We start from the raw sequence: 17,256 nt of genomic DNA, 5'->3' as shown, positions 1-17,256 counted from the left end.
GCCGGGGATCACGCGGGCGGCCGCCCACCGGCGACGACGTCGGCGGCGGCCTTCAGCAGGGTGGTCGCCAGCGTCACCGCGGCCGGGCCCGCCGTGCTCAGCCCGTCTCCGATCCGGGCCACCAGCAGGTACGGGTCGTCGCCGGCCGGGTGGGGACCGGCCTGGCGGGGGACGGTCGGGCGCCGGTGCGCGCGGATGAAGATCTCCAGGCTGATGGCGGCCTGGATCGCGAGGAGCCCGAGCAGGTCCAGGTCGGTCAGTTCACTGCGGGAGGTCTGCGAGGCGTCGAGGACCTCCAGCACTCCGATGCAGTCCTCGCCGCGGATCAGGGGGGCGGCCATGAGCTTGTCCGGCACGTACCCGGTCGAGGCCGCCGCGTCCCTGGCGAACCGCGTGCTGCCGGACAGGTCGTCGACGTACATCGGCTGGCCGCTCGTCGCCACCCACCCCGCGATGCCGGTGCCGGCGGGGAAGCGGGTCCCCGGCAGGTGGGCGTCGCCCTCCCCCGCGACCGCCTCGAAGACGAGCTCTCCGGTGTCGTCGTCGATCAGGAAGATCGACGACGCCGCCGCGCCGAAGACGTTGCGGGCGATCTCCACCACCGAGTACAGGAGCTGCCGTTCAGTGAGCGACGCGGTCTGGTCCGTGCGGGTGTCCGGGAGCGAGTAGTTCTGCAGCGGCATGGTCGACTCCGATGACGTTCTTGGCGGTCTGGTAGAGCACCGACCTGAGCTGGAACGGCGTGAGCCAGCGGTGCTTGCTCAGGATCAGCGCGCACAGCCCGGTGATGTGGGGGGCGGCGAAGCTGTTGCCGGAGCTTCGGGTCCGCCCGCCGCCCGGCCACGCCACCGGCACGCCGACCCCGTTGGCGTAGAACTCCACGGGCGGAGAGGGGTTGTAGTAGTGCAGGAAGGGATCGCCCTGGTCGTGGCTGGCCACCGACACGACCGAGGCGAACGGCCACGGGAAGCTGCGGACCGGCATGTTGTGCGCCGAGACCACCAGCACCGAGCGCCGGAAGTACGCCCGGTCGGCCAGGTCGTGGAGCGCCGGGACGAACTCCGGTTTCCGCGTCGCCAGGCTCAGGTTGATGACGTCGAACCCGGCGTCGATCGCCCACTCCAGGCCCGCCAGCAGCGCCCGGCCGGTCCCGGCGATCGAGTCGGTCAGCACCCGCATCGACGACAGGGACACGCCGGGCGCCATCGACCGTACGATGCCCGCGCACGCGGTGCCGTGACCGGCGGTGTCCACGGGCTCGGTCGGCACGATGCTCGGATCGCCGTCCTCGCCGAAGACCACGGTCATCGCCTCGTCCACCGGCGCCACCTGCGGGTGGGTGCCGTCGACCCCGCTGTCGACGATGCAGACCCGCACACCGCCGCCGTCGGCGCCGCCCCACGCCCATTCGGGGGTGACGTTCTCCAGGTGGACGACGGGCAGGGTCTGGAGCGGCACCTGTGAGGTCGGCACCCCCCAGGCGGGGACGCCCGGGAAGTGCTCGGTGGCCGGCCGATGCCAGGGATGCGTCATGCCTCACCGCCCATCGTCGCCGCGGCCCACCGGCGTGCCGCGCCGGCGGGGAGGTTCGCGCCCTTCGCGGTGTAGCAGGTCTCGGCCTCGGCGACGGCCCACGCCGCCTCCTCCGTCCGGCCCGCCGCACGCGAGATGACCGCGTACTCGAACCACGCGTCGCCGCGCAGGCACGGATCGTCGGTCTCCAGCGCGTCGAGCGCCCAGCGGGCCCGATGGAACCCTTCACCGGCGCGGCCGGCCGCGCAGGCCAGGCGGGCGCGCAGCAGCCGCAGCCAGATCCGCGCCCGGGCGACCAGCTCGTTCTCCTCCAGCTCGGCGATGGCGCGGGCGGCCGCCTCCTCGCGGCCGGCGCGCAGCATCTCCCGCGCCGCGTACACCTGGAGCGTCAGCGCGGGCTGGAGATGGCCCTGACCGCGCAGCATCCCGGCCGCCTCGGCGAACCGGCCGCCGGCGGCGGTGTGCTCGCCGACCAGCGACAGCAGCACCGCCTCCGACTGGCTGATCGCGATCTCCGGCAGGGCCGCGTGCATCGCCGAGGCGTCCTCCCGCGCGGACGCCAGCGTCGCGCGCGCACCGGCGACGTCCCCGGCGAGGGCCAGCAGGCGGGCGCGCGTGGTCAGGACGGGGATGAGGAGGAGCCGGTCGGCGGCGAACCGCCGGCACAGCTCGTCGCACAGCGTCAGTCCCTCGGCGACCGTGGTCGGGGACCACTGGACCAGCTCGCACAGAGCGCTCGACAGCCGGTCCGCGATCCAGGGCTCGTCCAGCCGCCGCGCCCGGTCGAGGGCGTCGCGGAACGCCGCCTCCGCCCTGCCCACCCGGTCCGCGCTGAGCTCGACGAAGCCGCGGAACTGGTGGAGCAGGCACCGGTTCAGGTGGTCGTCCGGCCGGTCGCGCAGGTCGGCCTCGTAGCGGTCCAGGCTCGCCCGTGCGGCGTCGAAGCCGGTACGCCCCAGGCGGAAGCCGACGATGTCGCGCTGCAGGCCCACCGTGATCCGATGCGCCGCGTCGACGCGCCGGGCGCCCTCGTCCAGGACCCGCAGCGCTCCCTCGCCGTCTCCGCGTGCCAGCAGCGCCTCGCTCAAGCGGATGGTCACGTCCGCGTACCGGCGACCGTGCTCGGTCAGCAGGCGCAGCGCCCGTTCGAACAGCGACCGGGAGGCCCCGGTGTCGCGCCGGTGCAGCGCCGTCGTCCCCTCCGCGACGAGCAGCCGTACCGCGCGGTCGGAGAGCGCGGCCAGCCGCGGGTCGTCCGGGCCGACGTCGCGGTAGAGCAGCGCGCTCCGCTCCGCGTGGTACATGGCCTCGCCGGGCGGCCCCGCCCGGTCCGACAGCAGCGCGTGCCACCGTGCCCGCAGCGTCTTCGCCGTCATTCCGTAGCACGTGTCGCGGATCAGCACCTGCGCGCACTGCAGCCGGCCCGACGGGAGCCGGTGGACGAGGCCGCGCCGCGTCAGACCGGCGAGCGGGCGGGCCACGTCGCCGTCGGGAGCCCCGTCCTCACCGCCGAGCGCGCGGAGCTGGTCGAGGTCGAAGTCGCGGCCGCAGGCGGCGGCCCACTGCAGCGTGCGTTTCTCGGCGGCGGGAAGGGCGTCGATCCGCGCGCGCAGCAGCGCCGAGATCGTGGGCGGAAGCTCCGGGGCGGCCGGGTCGCCGTCCGCGAGCGTGCCCGGGTCGCCGTACGCGGCCATCGCCGGGTCGCCGTCCGCGAGGGCGCCGATCAGCATCGTGGCGAACAGCGGGTTCCCTCCGCTGCGCTCGGCGATTCCGGCCATCACCGGCCGCTCCTGCTGGGCGGTCACCTCGGCGAGACCGGACGACAGCGCGCCCACCAGCGTCGACGTGTCGGCCGGATCGAGGGGCCCCAGCCGGATCGTCCGCCCGGTGCTCGACGGTGGCTCGTCCCGTGCCACGCGGACGACCAGGATGGGCAGGCCGGCCAGGTCGCCGGTGAGGTTCTCGATGAGGGCGGCGAGCATGGGCTCGGCCCACTGCAGTTCCTCCCAGACCAGGATCAGCGGCCGGCGCTCCGCGAGCGCGGTGAACAGCCGGACGACGGCCCAGCGGATCTCCTCGACACCGGCCGGGAGCCGTCCCGGATCCTCGCCGGCGACGGCCGACAGCGTCCGCCGGGCCCGTTCGTCCTCGCCCAGCAGCCGTTCGACGGACGGCAGGCCGCCGGGCAGCGAGTCGCGCAGCATCGACTGCAGCGGATGGAACGTGATGTCCCGGCCGTACGGCTGGCAGGAGCCGGTCAGCACGACGGCCTCATCGGGCGGGATCCGGGCGAGGAACTCCTGGACGAGCCGGGTCTTGCCCATGCCGGGCTCGCCGACCACCAGGACGTGGCGGCACTCCCGGTCGGCCACGACCTGCCGGTAGCAGGCCGTCAGGCTCGCCAGCTCCGCCGAACGCCCGATCAGCGGGGCCCGGACGAGGGCCTGTTCGGGGGCCGCGGCCGTGGCCCGCCAGACCCGTGCCGGTTCGGCCTTGCCCTTCAGGGACAGCGGCCCCAGCTCCTCCAGGCCGATGCGGCCGCGTACGAGGTGCGCGGCCTCCGCGTTGATCAGGACCTCGCCCGGGGGCGCAGCGCTCTGCAGCCGTGCGGCGGTGTTGACGGTGTCGCCGACGATCCGCAGGTCGACGCCCGGGCCGCTGATCACCGCCACCTCTCCGGAGGCGACTCCACAGTGGACCTTCAGCCCGAGGCCGGGGAGTTGCAACTCCGCGGCGAGGCGGGGAACCGCCTCGACGATCGACATCGCGGCCTGCGCCGCGCGGAGCGCGTCGTCCTCATGGCTGACCGGCAGGCCGAACACGGCCATCACCGCGTCGCCGATGAACTTCTCGATCACGCCGCCGTACGCGGTGACGGCGTCGCCGCACACGCCGTAGTAGCGCCGGAGGACGCCGTGCAACAGCTCGGGGTCGAACCGCTCACCCAGGACCGTGGAGTCCACGAGGTCGATGAACAGCACGGCGACGCTCTTGCGGACGTCCGGGCCCGGTTCCGTCACCTCCACCACGGCGCCACAGAACGGGCAGAACCGATGGCCTTCGGACAATCTGGCGCCGCAGGCGCGGCACGCCGTGTGGTCGGACACCGAGGCTCGCTTTCGTCACAGCAACTTGAGTTCCTGGCCCTGGACGTCCGGGGCCGCTTCGTCGAGCCGGTGTTTGATCCGGTTGAGCAACCTCACCTCGTCCTCGGTGAGCTCGGCCAGGACCCGTCTCTGGTCCGCCGAGAGCAGGTCCACCCAGTGGCCGCTCTCCCGTAAGGCCGACAGCGCGTCGAATGCCATTCGCCTCTCCCGCTCTCTGATCGCTCTAACCGACCGGCCCGGCGGAGCCGGCCACCGGCTCCAGCTCTTCGGTGTACCGGTCGCCCGGATCGACGTTCCGGAACGTGGGTTGGGCGACGGCCCACAGGATCCCGACGGCGATGGCGCAGCCCGCGACCGGGAACAGCACGCTGACCCCGAGCCGATCCACCGCCCAGCCGGACAGCGCGGCCGAGATCGGGAACGTGCCGGACATCGCCAGCAGCATGACGCTCATCACGCGGGCCAGCAGGTGCCGCGGGGCCCAGAGCTGCAACATCGTCATGAGGACGATCCCGGACCAGCCGTTGGCGACGGAGAAGGCGGTGATGCACACGGTCGCTCCGGCCAGCCCGCCGGTGAACGGCACCAGCGCGACGGACAGGCCCATGACGAGCCCCAGGATCGCCAGGAGGTACGCCTGCCGCAGCCCCTGCCATTCCAGGCGGGCCAGGAGCGACCCGGCGATCAGGCCGGCGCTGAGCCCGGCGAGCATCGTGCCGTACCCTCCGGCGCCGAAGTGACGGTGCGCGAGCGCGGGCAGCGCCACTTCCGAGACCCCCGTGTACACGAGGTTCCCGATGGCCGCCGTGACGAGCACGATCTGCAGGAACCGGCCGCGGAACAGGACCGCGCGGAGCGTCACCGTCTTCTCCGCGTCCCGGTCCTGCTCGGCGCCCGCCTTCGGCACCGCGAGCGCGTACAGCGTGGCCGCGGAGACCACGTAGGTCGCGGCGTCCACGAACAGCGCCGGGCCGGGACCGAACGCGGAGATCAGGATGCCGCCGAGGGCCGGCCCGAGCAGGCTGCCGAGCCGGGTGGCGGCCGAGGACATCGAGTTCCCGGCGGTCAGGTCCGCGTCCGGCAGGAACGACGGCAACAGCGCGAAGGAGGCCGGCACGAAGAGCCCGCCGCAGGCGCCGAGCACGAGCGCGATGGGGGCCAGCCACGCGAACGACGGGGTGACGGCGTAGGCCAGCACGCCGACCACCGCGGTCAGCGCGCACCGGACCAGGTCCGTCGACAGCATGATCGGGCGCGCGCCGTACCGGTCGGTGAGGACGCCGCCGAGAGGTATCGCCACGGCCCGGCTGACCCCGTAGCAGGCCAGCACGGAGCCGAGCAGGACGGGCCCGCCGGAGACGGACAGGATCAGCCACGGCAGCGCGATCGCCGTGCACAGGTCCCCGATGCTGGAGGTGAACTGCCCGACGATCAGCCGGGGGAACCCCCGTACGGCCATGGGGCCCGTGGTCAGCGGCGACTTGATCGCGGCGATCGGTGTCCGGCTCACCGCGCCTCCTCGTCTGGCACGGCGGTCAGGTGTGGCGAGATGATCTCTTCGATGATCCCGGCGACCTGCGCCGGTGACGGCAGCCCCGGCCCGGTACGGACGGACTCGCCGGCGATCTCCCAGGCCGGCGCCATCACCGGGTCGGCGACGTGGTACCCGTCCGCCCGTAGCTGGGCGACGTTCCGCCGCACGCTCGGTTTCTGCCACATCGCCGCGTTCATGCTGGGGAAGAAGATCGCCGAGCCCTGGTGCGCCAGCAGGGTCGCGGTCAGCAGGTTCCCGGCGAACCCGTGCGCCACCTGTGCCAGCGTGTGCGCGGTCGCCGGCAGCACGATGAACCGGTCCGCCCAGGCCGCCAGCCGCGCGTGGCCGGGATCGAGATTGCCGTCCCCTTCGCCGTACGCCGCGTCGCTCACCAGGCGTACGGTCTCGATCGGCAGCAGCCGTGCCGCGGTGGCCGTCATGACCACGTGCACCCGGACCCGTGGCAGCCGCCGCAGCGCGATCAGGTAACCGGGCAGGTTGATCACGTTGGCCGCGCCGCTGGCGCCCACGAGCAGGTTGAAGTGGCTCTTCACAGCGGCATCAGGCCATCCGCCGGGACCGGCCGCAGGCCGAGCCGCCCGGCCATGAGGTCGAGCCGTCCCTGAACGTTGTGCCGGTAGCTCGGGCACGGCGGATTGCCCTCGTGCCAGGCCTTGGGGCAGGAGCCTCCGCAGGTGGGAAGGAAGACGCAGTCCTTGCACCAGGACCTGCCCTCCGCGACCTCGTCGTGCCAGTCGTCGAACTCGCCCTTGGGGCGGATGTCCGGCAGGTCGGCCTGGGCGATGTGCGCGAGCGTGCTGGTCCGTTCCGCCTCGGGCACGAGCGGGTGGTCCGTGCAGGAGAAGATGTTCCCGTTGCCGCCGATCAGTTCCGCCGTGCGCTTCACCGCCGGGCAGGTGATCCTCTTGGCGAGGGTGGGCAGGCGCGAGAACGGCAGGCCGTGTTCCTGCATGGCCGCCAGCCAGGAGAGCTCGCGTTCGGCGTAGTCTCTTCCGGCCAGTTCGATGGCCGAGACGTCGTTCCCCCAGGGGCGCACGCGGGCGAGGGTGAAATTCACGTTCGGGCGGGTGAACCCCAGCTCGGCCATCAGCTCGATGTACCGGGGAACGGTGTCCTGGTTGTGCACGTCGACGTTGGTGCGGAAGTCGAACGTCACGTGCCTGTAGTCGTCATTGTCGAGCGCCGCGCGGACGGTCCGGATGATCTTCCAGAACGATCCGCGGCCGCTCTTCATCGGCCGGTGCACGTCGTGCACCTCGGGCGGGCCGTCGATCGTGAGGAAGAATTTCGATATCCCGCACTCCCGGATGAGGACGTCCAGGTTCCTGGAGGTCAGCAGGGAGCCGTTGGTCACCATGGCGGACGTGTAGTCGACGCCCTTCTCGGCGGCGGCGCGCACGAAATCGGGAGCGAGGTCGCGGATGACGGCGTATCCCATCATCGGTTCGGCGCCGAACCAGTCCACGTTCAACTGCCGGGTCGCCGGCAGCCGCAGGGCGCGCAGCACCCGGGCGCGGATCCGGTCGCGGTGGTCGGCGGTCAGCCGTCCCCGCACGTGCTCCTGCCCGCAGTACGTGCAGCCCATGTTGCAGTACGACGTGGGCAGCAGGATGAAGCTCGCCGCCGAGGTGTCGAGGGCGGCCGTCCGGTTGCGCTCCAGGATCGCCTCGAGTTCGTCCTCCCCGTCCGGCACCACGGCCTGCGCCTGTCTCAGCTGGGCGAGCGTGGCCGGCGGGATCGCGCCGATGTCGCCCGCCCGTACGGCGTCGGCGATCCGCGGCACGACGAACAGCGCCTTCGCGGTCCGTGTCGCGTAGAGCAGCGAAACCCGGAGTCCTTCGTCGTCACCGTAGACGTGGTCGCTGACGACCACATATCGGCTGACCTTCTCCCCCATGTCCTTCACCTCACAGCGTTTGTTCTCCCGACCCGCCGGAGATGGCGGGCCGGGAATTCCGCCAGCGCGGTTCGGGAGATCCGCTAGCAGAGACAGTTGTTGTTGTTCGGGTCGCTGATCTGGCCTTCGACGTCCGGCGCCACGGCGTTGAGCCGTTCCTGAATGGCGCTGGCCACCCTCAGCTCCTCCGGGCTGAGGTCTTCGAACACGGCCCTCATCGGCTCCGGAAGCCGCTGCAGGCCGGCCGCGTTGAGCGGGCCGAGCGAGTCTTTGGACATGGAGACCTCCTGGTGATTGAAGGATTCACCGCGTCAGCGGCGGACCCACCCTGAATGGTGGGCCGGAATTGCCGTCAGCAGAGGCAGTTGTTGTTGTCGGCGCTCTGGCCTTCGAAGTCCGGCGTCACGGCGTTGAGTCGTTCCTGGATTGCGCTGGCGACCCTCAGCTCTTCCGGGCTGAGGTTCTCGAACACGGCCTTCATCGGCTCCGGGAGCCGCTGCAGACCGGCCGCGTTGAGCGGGGCGAGTGGGTCCTTGGACACGTAAACCTCCTGGTGGTCGAGGACTGCCGCGAACATATGTCGCGCCCAGGCCGCCGTCCACCCTCGTGACGACCGGATTCTTAAGACACGACGCGGCGCGTTCTAAAATCACTCACCAGCGGTCTTAAGAACACCACGACGACCACGACTTCCCATTACCTGACGGCCATGCCAAACTCGCGATCATTAATCCGATGGACGGACTCCAGCGCGACCGCGGAGGAACGGGTGGCCACATTCCTGACCGAAATGCCTGCGATCCGCGGCCGGCGGCGCCGGGAAAGCGACCTGCCGTACTTGATGATCAACCCGCCGCTGACCGATCCGACCCAGCCTTATCATTCGATTCCTTATCTCGTGGCGGCGGCACGGCGCGCGGGATTCTCCGGCGGCCGGTGCGTCGACGCCAACATCGACGCGCTCAACCATCTGGCGCGCCCGGAGAACGTCGGCCGGCTGCTGGAGCGGGCGGCCGCCACGCGGAGGCGCATCGAGGCGTCCACCGACCTCACCAGGGCGGATGAGCTGGACTACCGCGCCGCGCTCGGCGCGGAGGGGCTCAGCCCGGAGTTCGTCGGCAGGGCCATCGACATCTTCCGGGACGGCCGGTCCTTCTACCACCATCCGACCTACCGGCAGGCCGTCCTGGCGATGAACCGCTGGCAGGAGTTGCTCTGCCTCGACGGGGTCCCCGAGAGCATCGCCGACTTCCAGATCCGGCCCGGCCCGGTGGTGAACCTCTCCTGCTACGCGGACCTCTGCGATCCCGCGCTGATCGACCGCCTGACCGGTCCGTTCGATCCCTACGTCCGCGGGCCGTTCCTCGACGTGATCGGGGAACGCCAATGGCGGGTGGTCGGCCTCTCGGTCGCCTACACCGGACAGCTTCCGATGGCGCTGCGCCTCGCGCGGGAGATCCGCGCGGCCCGCCCGGAGACCGTCATCGTGTTCGGCGGAACCGAGGTCTGCGACCACGTCCGTTTCGCCCGTGTCCCCGGCGACTACTGGCGGATCTTCACCGACGCCGACCTCATCGTCCCCGGCGAGGGAGAGACGCCGTTCTGCGACATCCTCGCCGCCGTGCGGGACGGGCGTGACCTCGCCGGGATCCCGGGCGTGCTGACCCGCGAGGACACCGCGCCGTCCCCGTCGATCAACTACGAGAACGTCGCGGACCTGCCGACGCCCGCCTACGACGTCTGGGACTGGAACGCCTACTGGTCGCCGGAGCCGGTGATCCTGTACAGCCCCACGCGAGGCTGCTACTGGAACAAGTGCACCTTCTGCGACTACGGCCTGAACTCCGATCGCCCGACCTCGCCGTCGAGGGAGCGTCCCGTCGAGGCGGTGATCAAGGACTTGGAGGAGATCACCGGGGTCGGCCGTACCGTGTACTTCGCCGTCGACGCCATGTCCCCGCGCTACCTCCGTCTGCTCTGCGACGCCATGAAGGACCTGCGCGACCCGGTCCGCTGGAGCGCCGAACTCCGCCTGGAACGCACGTTCCCCAAACGGGACATGGCCAAGAGGCTCAAGGACGCCGGCTGCGTCGCCATCTCCTTCGGTTACGAGTCGGGGTCGCAGCGCGTGCTCGACCTGATCGACAAGGGCGTGCGGCTCACGGACGTGCCGGACATCCTCCGCGACCTGGCCAGGTACGACATCGGCGCCCAGATGATGGGGTTCACCGGGTTCCCCGGCGAGCGCGACGACGAGGCGGCTCGCACGTACGACTTCCTGCTCGAACACGACGACCTGTGGTCGCTCGCCGGGATCGGGACGTTCTCCCTGACGCCGGGCTCCATGGTCGCCAAGAATCCCGGCGCGTTCGCCGTCGAGATCCTCCCCCTCCCCCCGAGTGAGGACATCGCGCGTTACCTGCCCTGGCGGGACACGACCCAGGGGGCGAACCGGTGGCCCGGGGAGATCGACCGACGAGTCGACGACGAGCGCATGAGTCTCGTCCGGCGCACCTCGGACGACCGGCCGTACGTCGGCGGGATCGACACGGCGCACACGCTGCTGTACTTCGCGGCGTTCGGACGACGGCTCTGGCCGGACCCGCCGCTCGACGACCCCGGCGTCGATCTGGTGCCGATCAGCGATCCGACCATCCCGTTCGCCAACATCGAGGAGTTCGCCGGCTTCGAGGACGTACGGGACCAGTTCTTCCTCCTCAAGCGCAACGGGGGCGCGAGCAGTACGTCGATCGCCCCCTGGCTCGGCGGACGAGGCAGCGCGCGCCGAGGCGACAGCTCGGTGGCGGTGCTGCCCTCCGGCAGGGCGTTCACCATCCCGGTCGCCGGACAGGTGCTGAACCGTGACCGGCTGCGGGCGCTCATCAAGCTCACCGCCCAGCTCCACGGCGACTTCTAGTGGTCACGGCGTTCTCCGCGGAGGGAGAGGGAAAATTGCACCCAAGGGCCGACGCCGGTGAACCGGCGGGAACCGGGGCGATGACCAGAATGCTGCCGCTGGCGCCCAAGGATCCGTCCCGGGAGCTGGTCGGGCCCCCGTCACGGCCCCTGCGGGTGGCCCTGGTCAACATGCCGTGGTGCTGGGTCGACTCGCCCTCCATCCAGTGCGGTCTGCTGCAGGCGATCGTCAAGAGGGCCGGCCACCACTGCGACGTGCTCTATCTCAACCTCGAGCTGAGCGACCTGCTGGGCCACCGGATCTACGACCGGATCGCGCGGATGAACGACGACCGGTTCCACCAGTTGGGAGAGTGGCTGTTCTCCTACGCCGCCTTCGGGGACATCCGGCCGGAGGCCGACTACTTCGCCGAGTACCCGGAGGTGCCGGAGACCTGGTCGACGATCCTGGAGAACGGCCCCGACCAGTTGGTCACTTATCGCCGGGAGGTCCTCCCCGCCTGGATCGACGACTGTCTCGACCTGGCGGACTGGTCCTCCTACGACGCCGTCGGGTTCTCCTCGACCTTCCTGCAGAACACCGCCTCCCTCGCGCTGGGACGCCGGCTGAAGGAACGCTTCCCGGACTTGCCGTTGATCTACGGTGGCGCGAACTTCGACGGCGGGATGGGCATCGCCTACGCCGAGAAACTGCCGTGGCTGGACTACGTGGTGTCCGGGGAGGGGGACATCGCCCTGCCCACGCTGCTGCACGACCTCGCCGCCGGCGTGTCCCGTCCGATCCCGGGCGTGCGTCGCCGGGGAACGGATCACGATGACGTGGGCGAGTCGGCGCGCACGTACGACCTGAACGCCCTTCCGGCGCCCGACTATGACGACTATTTCCGCGCCCTGGAGCGGCACGACCGGTCACGCGTTCTGGGCGAGGACGAGGTGCGGCTCCTGGTGGAGTTCTCCCGGGGCTGCTGGTGGGGGCAGAAGCACCACTGCACGTTCTGCGGCCTGAACGCCCTCGGCATGAACTACCGCTCCAAGGCCGGCGAGCGGGCATTCGCCGACCTGGAACAGCTCCTCCGGGCCCATCCGACGCACCGCGTCGACGCGGTCGACAACATCCTCGACATGGCGTACCTGTCCTCGTTCTGCGCCGAGCTGGCGGAGCGGCGCTGGGACCTCAACCTGTTCTTCGAGGTCAAGGCGAACCTCACGCGGGAGCAGCTGGCGGTCATGCGACGGGCCGGCGTCCGGCGGATCCAGCCCGGTATCGAGAGCCTGAGCACCCACGTTCTCGGGCTGATGCGCAAGGGCTCCAGCAAGCTCATCAACATCCGGCTGCTGAAATGGGCGCGCTACCACGGCATCTCCACCGAATGGCACATCCTGCGCGGCTTCCCCGGCGAGACCGACCAGGACTACGCCGAACAGGCCGAGTTGGTCCCGCTGCTCTATCACCTGCAACCGCCCACGGGCCAGCTCGGCATCTGGCTGGAACGCTTCAGCCCGTACTTCACGGACCGGTCCTTCGCGATCTCCGGCGTCCGCCCGCAGGCGAGCTACGCCTACGTCTACCCGCCCGAGCTGGACCACTCGCGGATCGCCTACTTCTTCGACTTCGAAGCCTCGGACGTCGCCTCCGCGGACAGTCACGAGCTCCTGACGTCCGCGGCTCTGGAGTGGAAGCGCAGGTGGGCGAGCGGCGACCGGCCGGTGCTGTTCTACGAGCGTCTGCCCGGCAGGCTGAAGATCCTCGACACCCGTTCGGGCAGGCCGCGGAAGGCCGTGCTGCACGGCTGGCAGGCCGAGGCGTACGAGGCGTGCGGCGACACCGCGCGCGCGGGTAAGCGCGTCCACCAGTCGCTGCTCGACGGCGGATTCGACCTGTCGCTGGGCGAGGTCGCCGCCTTCCTGGACGACTGCTGCCGGTTGGGCGTGATGGTCTCCGAAGACGACAAGTACCTCTCGCTGGCGCTGCCGGGGAACCCCGGCTGGTAGCCGGAAGTGGTCCTAAGACCAATCACACGGTGAAGACGATCTTCCCGAAGACGTCGCCCTCGATCATCGCGGCGAAACCGTCGCGTGCCTGGCTCAGCGGGATGGCGCGGTCGATCCGCGGGCGCACGCCGGTCTTGTCGAGGAAGCGCGCCAGCCGTACGAGCTGGTCCCGGGTGCCCATCGTGGAGCCCACCACCGACAGCTGCAGGAAGAACACGCGGCTCAGCTCGGCCGGCGGCGCCTGGCCGCTGGTCGCGCCGGACACGACGATCCGCCCGCCGGGGCGCAGGGACTTCAGGGAGTGCGACCAGGTGGCCTGGCCCACGGTCTCCATCACCGCGTCGACCCGCTCGGGCAGCCGCGCCCCGGACTCGAAGACCTGGTCGGCGCCCAGTCCGAGGGCCCGCTCGCGCTTCTCCTCGGTACGGCTGGTGGCCCAGACGCGGTAACCGGCCGCCGCTCCGAGCGCGATCAGCGCGGTGGCGACCCCGCCGCCCGCGCCCTGGACCAGGATGGTCGATCCGGGCTGCAGCCCGGCCTTGTCGAAGAGCATCCGGTACGCGGTCAGCCACGCGGTCGGCAGGCAGGCCGCCTCCTCGAACGAGATCGAGGCGGGCTTGGACACCAGGTTGCGGCGCGGCACCGCGACCTTCTCCGCGAACGTGCCGTCATAGGACTCCGACAGCAGGGAGCGCTTCGGATCGAGCGTCTCATCGCCGCCGCCCCGCTCCGGATCGCCGATGACGGAATGAACGATCACCTCGTTGCCGTCCTCGTCGATCCCTGCCGCGTCACAGCCCAGGACGATCGGCAGCCGGTCCTCCCGGATCCCGACACCGCGGAGGGTCCAGACGTCGTGATGGTTGAGCGCGGCCGCCTTGACGGTGACGGTCGTCCACCCCTCGGGCACCGTCGGCTCGGGACGATCCCCCAGCTCCAGCGCGTTCAGCGGATCGTCGGCATCGATGCGTGCGGCAGTGACGGCGAACATGCCCGCAGCCTAACCCGCCCCTCCCCAGACGATCAGTCGAGGGGACACCGCCACCGCAACCCCGGAAACCGGCTGAAGCCTTTGTCCGTGGTGATGAACTCGCACCCATGCTCGATGGCGAGGGCGGCGTGATAGGCATCCGCCACGTCGTTGCCGTTGGCGCCGGTCTTCTCACAGAGTTCAGTGAAGATGGCCCAGTTACGCGGACCCGGTACGAGAGGGACACAGTTCGACCGGTTGCGAAGAGTGGACACGGCGGCCAACGCCATAGTGAGTGGAGTTGGGTCTTTGTAGATGCGGCGATTCGTCACCACCCGAACGAACCCACTCAGTACGAGGTCTGACACCGCGAAGGGTTCTGGGCCGTCCATCATCTCGAACAGCCAGCCCCGATACCGCTCGTGATCGGCCATATCCGGGCGATGGGCGTACACCAGGACGTTGACATCAACCAGCCACATCACGGGCTCGCGTCCTGTAGTCCTCGTCTTCCTCTTCGTACATGAGACTCTTGAGTACGCGAGGATCGTTCAGGTCGATATCGGGTCTGGCCGGTCCGGTGCCGCCGTACGTGGGGAACGCGGCGGGCTCTCGAGAGGAAGCGTCCGCACGCCGCAACAGTTGACGCAGCGCATCCTCGATGACCGAATTCAGGCTGCGATGCTGCTGGGCCGCGAACGCTTTGGCGTCCGCGAGTAGCTGATCGTCGATCCGCACCGTCGTCCTCCGCATGCCTTCAGTGTCGGCAGCGTGACATAAAGATGTCAATGATCACAATCGGTTTCTTATTAATCACTGTACGAAGTCACGGTTGGCTGAAACGTGCAGCGGCCCGCGCGCCTTGGGTGAGGTGCGCGGGCCGCGGTGCGGGTGGGTCAGAGTCGGGCGACGCCGTCCTTGCGGGCCTGGTCGGCGACCGCCTGGGTGACGGCGGGCGCGACGCGCTCGTCGAAGGGACTCGGGATGACGTAGTCCTCGGACAGGTCGTCGCCGACCACGTCGGCCAGCGCGCCGGCCGCCGCGAGCTTCATCCCCTCCGTGATCGTGTGCGCGCGGACGTCGAGGGCCCCGCGGAACACCCCGGGGAACGCCAGCACGTTGTTGATCTGGTTGGGGAAGTCGCTCCGCCCCGTCGCGACCACGCGGGCGTGCCGCCGGGCGATCTCCGGGTGGATCTCCGGCTCCGGGTTGGACAGCGCGAACACGACGGCGTCCTCGGCCATCACGTCGAGGCAGTCCTCCGGGATGGTGGCGCCCGACAGGCCGATGAAGACGTCGGCGCCGTGCAGGGCGTCCTCGGTGGAGCCCTTGAGCCCGGCGCGGTTGGTCTCACGGGCGAGCGCCCGCTTGATCGGGTTCAGTCCCTCGCGGCCCTCGTGGATCAGGCCCTTGCTGTCGGAGAGGGCGAGGTCCCCGATCCCGGCGTTCAGCAGGATGCGGGACACGGCCACTCCGGAGGCACCGGCCCCGGCCACGACCGCGCGCATCTTCGACAGGGGTCTGCCGATGAGGCGCGACGCGTTGCGCAGCGCGGCCAGCGCCACGATCGCGGTGCCGTGCTGGTCGTCGTGGAACACGGGGATGTCGAGGGCCTCGCGCAGCCGGTCCTCGATCTCGAAGCAGCGCGGCGCGCTGATGTCCTCCAGGTTGATGCCCCCGAAGCTGGGCGCGAGACGGATGATCGTCTCGACCAGCTCGTCCGTGTCGGTGCAGTCGAGGCAGATGGGCACGGAGTCGACTCCGGCGAACTCCTTGAACAGCAGCGCCTTGCCCTCCATCACCGGCATGGCCGCGGCCGGGCCGATGTCGCCGAGGCCGAGCACGGCGGTGCCGTCGGTGATGACGGCCACGACCTTGGAGGTCCAGGTGTAGTCGTAGGAGAGCTCGGGCCTCTCCGCGATCGCGGAGCACACGCGCGCCACACCGGGGGTGTACGCCAGGGCGAGGTCGTCGTTGTCCCGGACCTGGACGGTGGAACGGACCTCGAGCTTGCCTCCGCGGTGCAACGCGAAGGCCGGATCATCGTCGTAATTGTGCGGTTCGACAGGCTCAACGGCCACAGCGACCCCTGCTACTAGTGGAAATACGGGCAGACGACCGCATTTGCCTCCGGGTCAATGGACAGCGCGGCCGTCTCTCGATGTGTACGGGGGTCACCCGTCGACCAATGGTCCCACACCCTACGGCGCTCGGCAGTCAGCGGGGCGCAATGTGTGAGACAAGACATCGCCCGTTATCCATTCGTGTCAATCTTGATCACGATCCGGGTGGGAGTAGGCCAAGATGTCGTCCGACTCCCCCGTACGTCCCCCCGCCTCCGCCCCGAGGAGGAGCACTGCGTCCCCGTCCCTTCGCCCGCCGCCTGATCGCGGCGGCCCTCACCGCCCTCACGACGGCCTCCGCCCTCTCGGCCTGCCGGGACGCCGATCCCGCAGGCGCCCTGGGCCGCGTACGGAAGGCCGGAAAGATCGTCATCGCGACCGATGCCCTGTATCCGCCGAACGAGTTCAAGCAGGACGGACGGATCGTGGGCTTCGACATCGACCTGGGCACCGCGATCGCCCGGAAACTGGGCGTTCAACCGCAGTTTCAGGACATGGAATTCGAGTCGATCTTGCCCGCGCTGACCGAGGGCAAGTACGACCTCAGCCTCTCCTCGTTCACTGACACGCGGGAAAGGGAGAGCCGGCTCGATTTCGTGACGTACCTGTCCGCGGGCACGATGCTGCTGGTCCGAAAGGGCAATCCGAAACGGCTGCGGCCCGACGGCCTGTCCCTGTGCGGTCGGCGGATCGCCGTGGAGAGGGGAACGACGCAGGAGGAGGAGCTCACGCCCGCCAGCGCGGCCGAGCCGGACGCCGGCTCGCGCCTGGGCGCGTGCAAGAACGCCCGGAGGCCCGCGCCCATCCGGCTCTCGTTCGACGACCAGTCCGCCGCCAACGCCGCCCTCGCCAAGGGGCGCGCCGACGGCGTGCTCGCCGACACGCCGTCCGTGATCTACGGCGCGAAGCAGTCCGCCGGCCGCTTCGAAACGTCGGGGCAGCCGTACGGCGACGCGCTGTACGGGATCGCGATCCCCAAGCACCACGACGACCTGCGGGACGCGGTGTTCAAAGCGGTCAAGGACCTGATCGACGGCGGCGTCTACCGCCAGCTCACCGACAGGTGGGGCATCTCCGCGGGGGCCGTGCGCGGGCCCAAGGTCAACGCGGCGGCGAGCTGAGACCTGCCCGAAGATCGTCCGGCCGTTGTGGGATTGTTTCAA

16 protein-coding genes are annotated in these 17,256 nt (G+C 70.4%); 3 read left to right on the top strand and 13 right to left on the bottom strand.

Annotated elements, in window-relative coordinates; all coding sequences use genetic code 11:
* Positions 1–8: 8 nt before the first annotated feature.
* The 9 genes from NDW01_RS32960 to NDW01_RS32920 form a co-directional block, all read right to left on the bottom strand.
* Positions 9–683 carry a GAF domain-containing protein gene (locus NDW01_RS32960; RefSeq protein WP_252828252.1) on the bottom strand — a complete coding sequence of 225 codons (675 nt, stop codon included), beginning with the start codon at positions 681–683 and terminating at the stop codon, positions 9–11.
* Positions 622–1,533, bottom strand: a complete 912-nt coding sequence (locus tag NDW01_RS32955; RefSeq protein ID WP_252828251.1) for a S8 family serine peptidase — start codon at positions 1,531–1,533, stop codon at positions 622–624. The genes NDW01_RS32960 and NDW01_RS32955 overlap by 62 nt, the downstream gene beginning before the upstream one ends.
* On the bottom strand, positions 1,530–4,562 hold the full coding sequence (locus NDW01_RS32950; RefSeq protein WP_252828250.1) for an AAA family ATPase: 3,033 nt from the start codon (positions 4,560–4,562) through the stop codon (positions 1,530–1,532). Before NDW01_RS32950 ends, NDW01_RS32955 begins: the two co-directional genes overlap by 4 nt.
* A 93-nt stretch (positions 4,563–4,655) precedes the next feature.
* Positions 4,656–4,838 (bottom strand): aroma-sacti cluster domain-containing protein, encoded by a 183-nt coding sequence (locus NDW01_RS32945; RefSeq protein ID WP_252775655.1) that lies wholly within the window; start codon positions 4,836–4,838, stop codon positions 4,656–4,658.
* Between the two features lie 25 nt (positions 4,839–4,863).
* Positions 4,864–6,150, bottom strand: a complete 1,287-nt coding sequence (locus NDW01_RS32940) for an MFS transporter (protein ID WP_252828249.1) — start codon at positions 6,148–6,150, stop codon at positions 4,864–4,866.
* A complete protein-coding gene (locus NDW01_RS32935; RefSeq protein WP_252828248.1) occupies positions 6,147–6,728 on the bottom strand; it encodes a flavoprotein in 582 nt (193 codons plus the stop codon). The genes NDW01_RS32940 and NDW01_RS32935 overlap by 4 nt, the downstream gene beginning before the upstream one ends.
* The gene (locus NDW01_RS32930) at positions 6,725–8,092 is read right to left on the bottom strand and encodes a radical SAM/SPASM domain-containing protein (protein WP_252828247.1); all 1,368 of its coding nucleotides are present in this window, start codon (positions 8,090–8,092) and stop codon (positions 6,725–6,727) included. The genes NDW01_RS32935 and NDW01_RS32930 overlap by 4 nt, the downstream gene beginning before the upstream one ends.
* Before the next feature lie 83 nt (positions 8,093–8,175).
* Positions 8,176–8,370 (bottom strand): aroma-sacti cluster domain-containing protein, encoded by a 195-nt coding sequence (locus NDW01_RS32925; RefSeq protein WP_252828246.1) that lies wholly within the window; start codon positions 8,368–8,370, stop codon positions 8,176–8,178.
* 74 nt (positions 8,371–8,444) lie between these two features.
* Positions 8,445–8,633 (bottom strand): aroma-sacti cluster domain-containing protein, encoded by a 189-nt coding sequence (locus NDW01_RS32920; RefSeq protein WP_252828245.1) that lies wholly within the window; start codon positions 8,631–8,633, stop codon positions 8,445–8,447.
* Between the two features lie 228 nt (positions 8,634–8,861).
* Between NDW01_RS32920 and NDW01_RS32915 the strand changes: the two genes are divergently transcribed.
* Together NDW01_RS32915 and NDW01_RS32910 are read left to right on the top strand one after the other, a co-directional pair.
* Positions 8,862–11,009: a B12-binding domain-containing radical SAM protein gene (locus NDW01_RS32915; RefSeq protein WP_252828244.1), complete on the top strand. Its 2,148-nt coding sequence runs from the start codon at positions 8,862–8,864 to the stop codon at positions 11,007–11,009.
* A gap of 80 nt (positions 11,010–11,089) precedes the next feature.
* The gene (locus NDW01_RS32910; RefSeq protein ID WP_252828243.1) at positions 11,090–13,000 is read left to right on the top strand and encodes a RiPP maturation radical SAM C-methyltransferase; all 1,911 of its coding nucleotides are present in this window, start codon (positions 11,090–11,092) and stop codon (positions 12,998–13,000) included.
* A gap of 22 nt (positions 13,001–13,022) precedes the next feature.
* On the opposite strand, the gene NDW01_RS32905 is transcribed toward NDW01_RS32910, so the two are convergent.
* The 4 genes from NDW01_RS32905 to NDW01_RS32890 all read right to left on the bottom strand — a co-directional run bounded on the left by NDW01_RS32905 (position 13,023) and on the right by NDW01_RS32890 (position 16,051).
* Positions 13,023–13,991 carry a zinc-binding dehydrogenase gene (locus NDW01_RS32905; RefSeq protein WP_252828242.1) on the bottom strand — a complete coding sequence of 323 codons (969 nt, stop codon included), beginning with the start codon at positions 13,989–13,991 and terminating at the stop codon, positions 13,023–13,025.
* Positions 13,992–14,023: 32 nt separating this feature from the next.
* Entirely contained in the window at positions 14,024–14,452 is a 429-nt protein-coding gene (locus NDW01_RS32900) for a type II toxin-antitoxin system VapC family toxin (protein ID WP_252828349.1), read from the bottom strand.
* Positions 14,439–14,708, bottom strand: a complete 270-nt coding sequence (locus NDW01_RS32895; protein WP_252828241.1) for a hypothetical protein — start codon at positions 14,706–14,708, stop codon at positions 14,439–14,441. Before NDW01_RS32895 ends, NDW01_RS32900 begins: the two co-directional genes overlap by 14 nt.
* A 158-nt stretch (positions 14,709–14,866) precedes the next feature.
* Positions 14,867–16,051 carry an NAD(P)-dependent malic enzyme gene (locus tag NDW01_RS32890; protein WP_252828240.1) on the bottom strand — a complete coding sequence of 395 codons (1,185 nt, stop codon included), beginning with the start codon at positions 16,049–16,051 and terminating at the stop codon, positions 14,867–14,869.
* 80 nt (positions 16,052–16,131) lie between these two features.
* Between NDW01_RS32890 and NDW01_RS32885 the strand changes: the two genes are divergently transcribed.
* Entirely contained in the window at positions 16,132–17,214 is a 1,083-nt protein-coding gene (locus NDW01_RS32885; protein WP_308211836.1) for an ABC transporter substrate-binding protein, read from the top strand.
* Positions 17,215–17,256 lie beyond the last annotated feature (42 nt).

The organism is Actinoallomurus soli, from assembly GCF_024055715.1.
GTDB lineage: Bacteria > Actinomycetota > Actinomycetes > Streptosporangiales > Streptosporangiaceae > Actinoallomurus > Actinoallomurus soli.
Note: the sequence above shows the minus strand (reverse complement) of the source record. Positions and strands in the feature narration are given on the sequence as shown.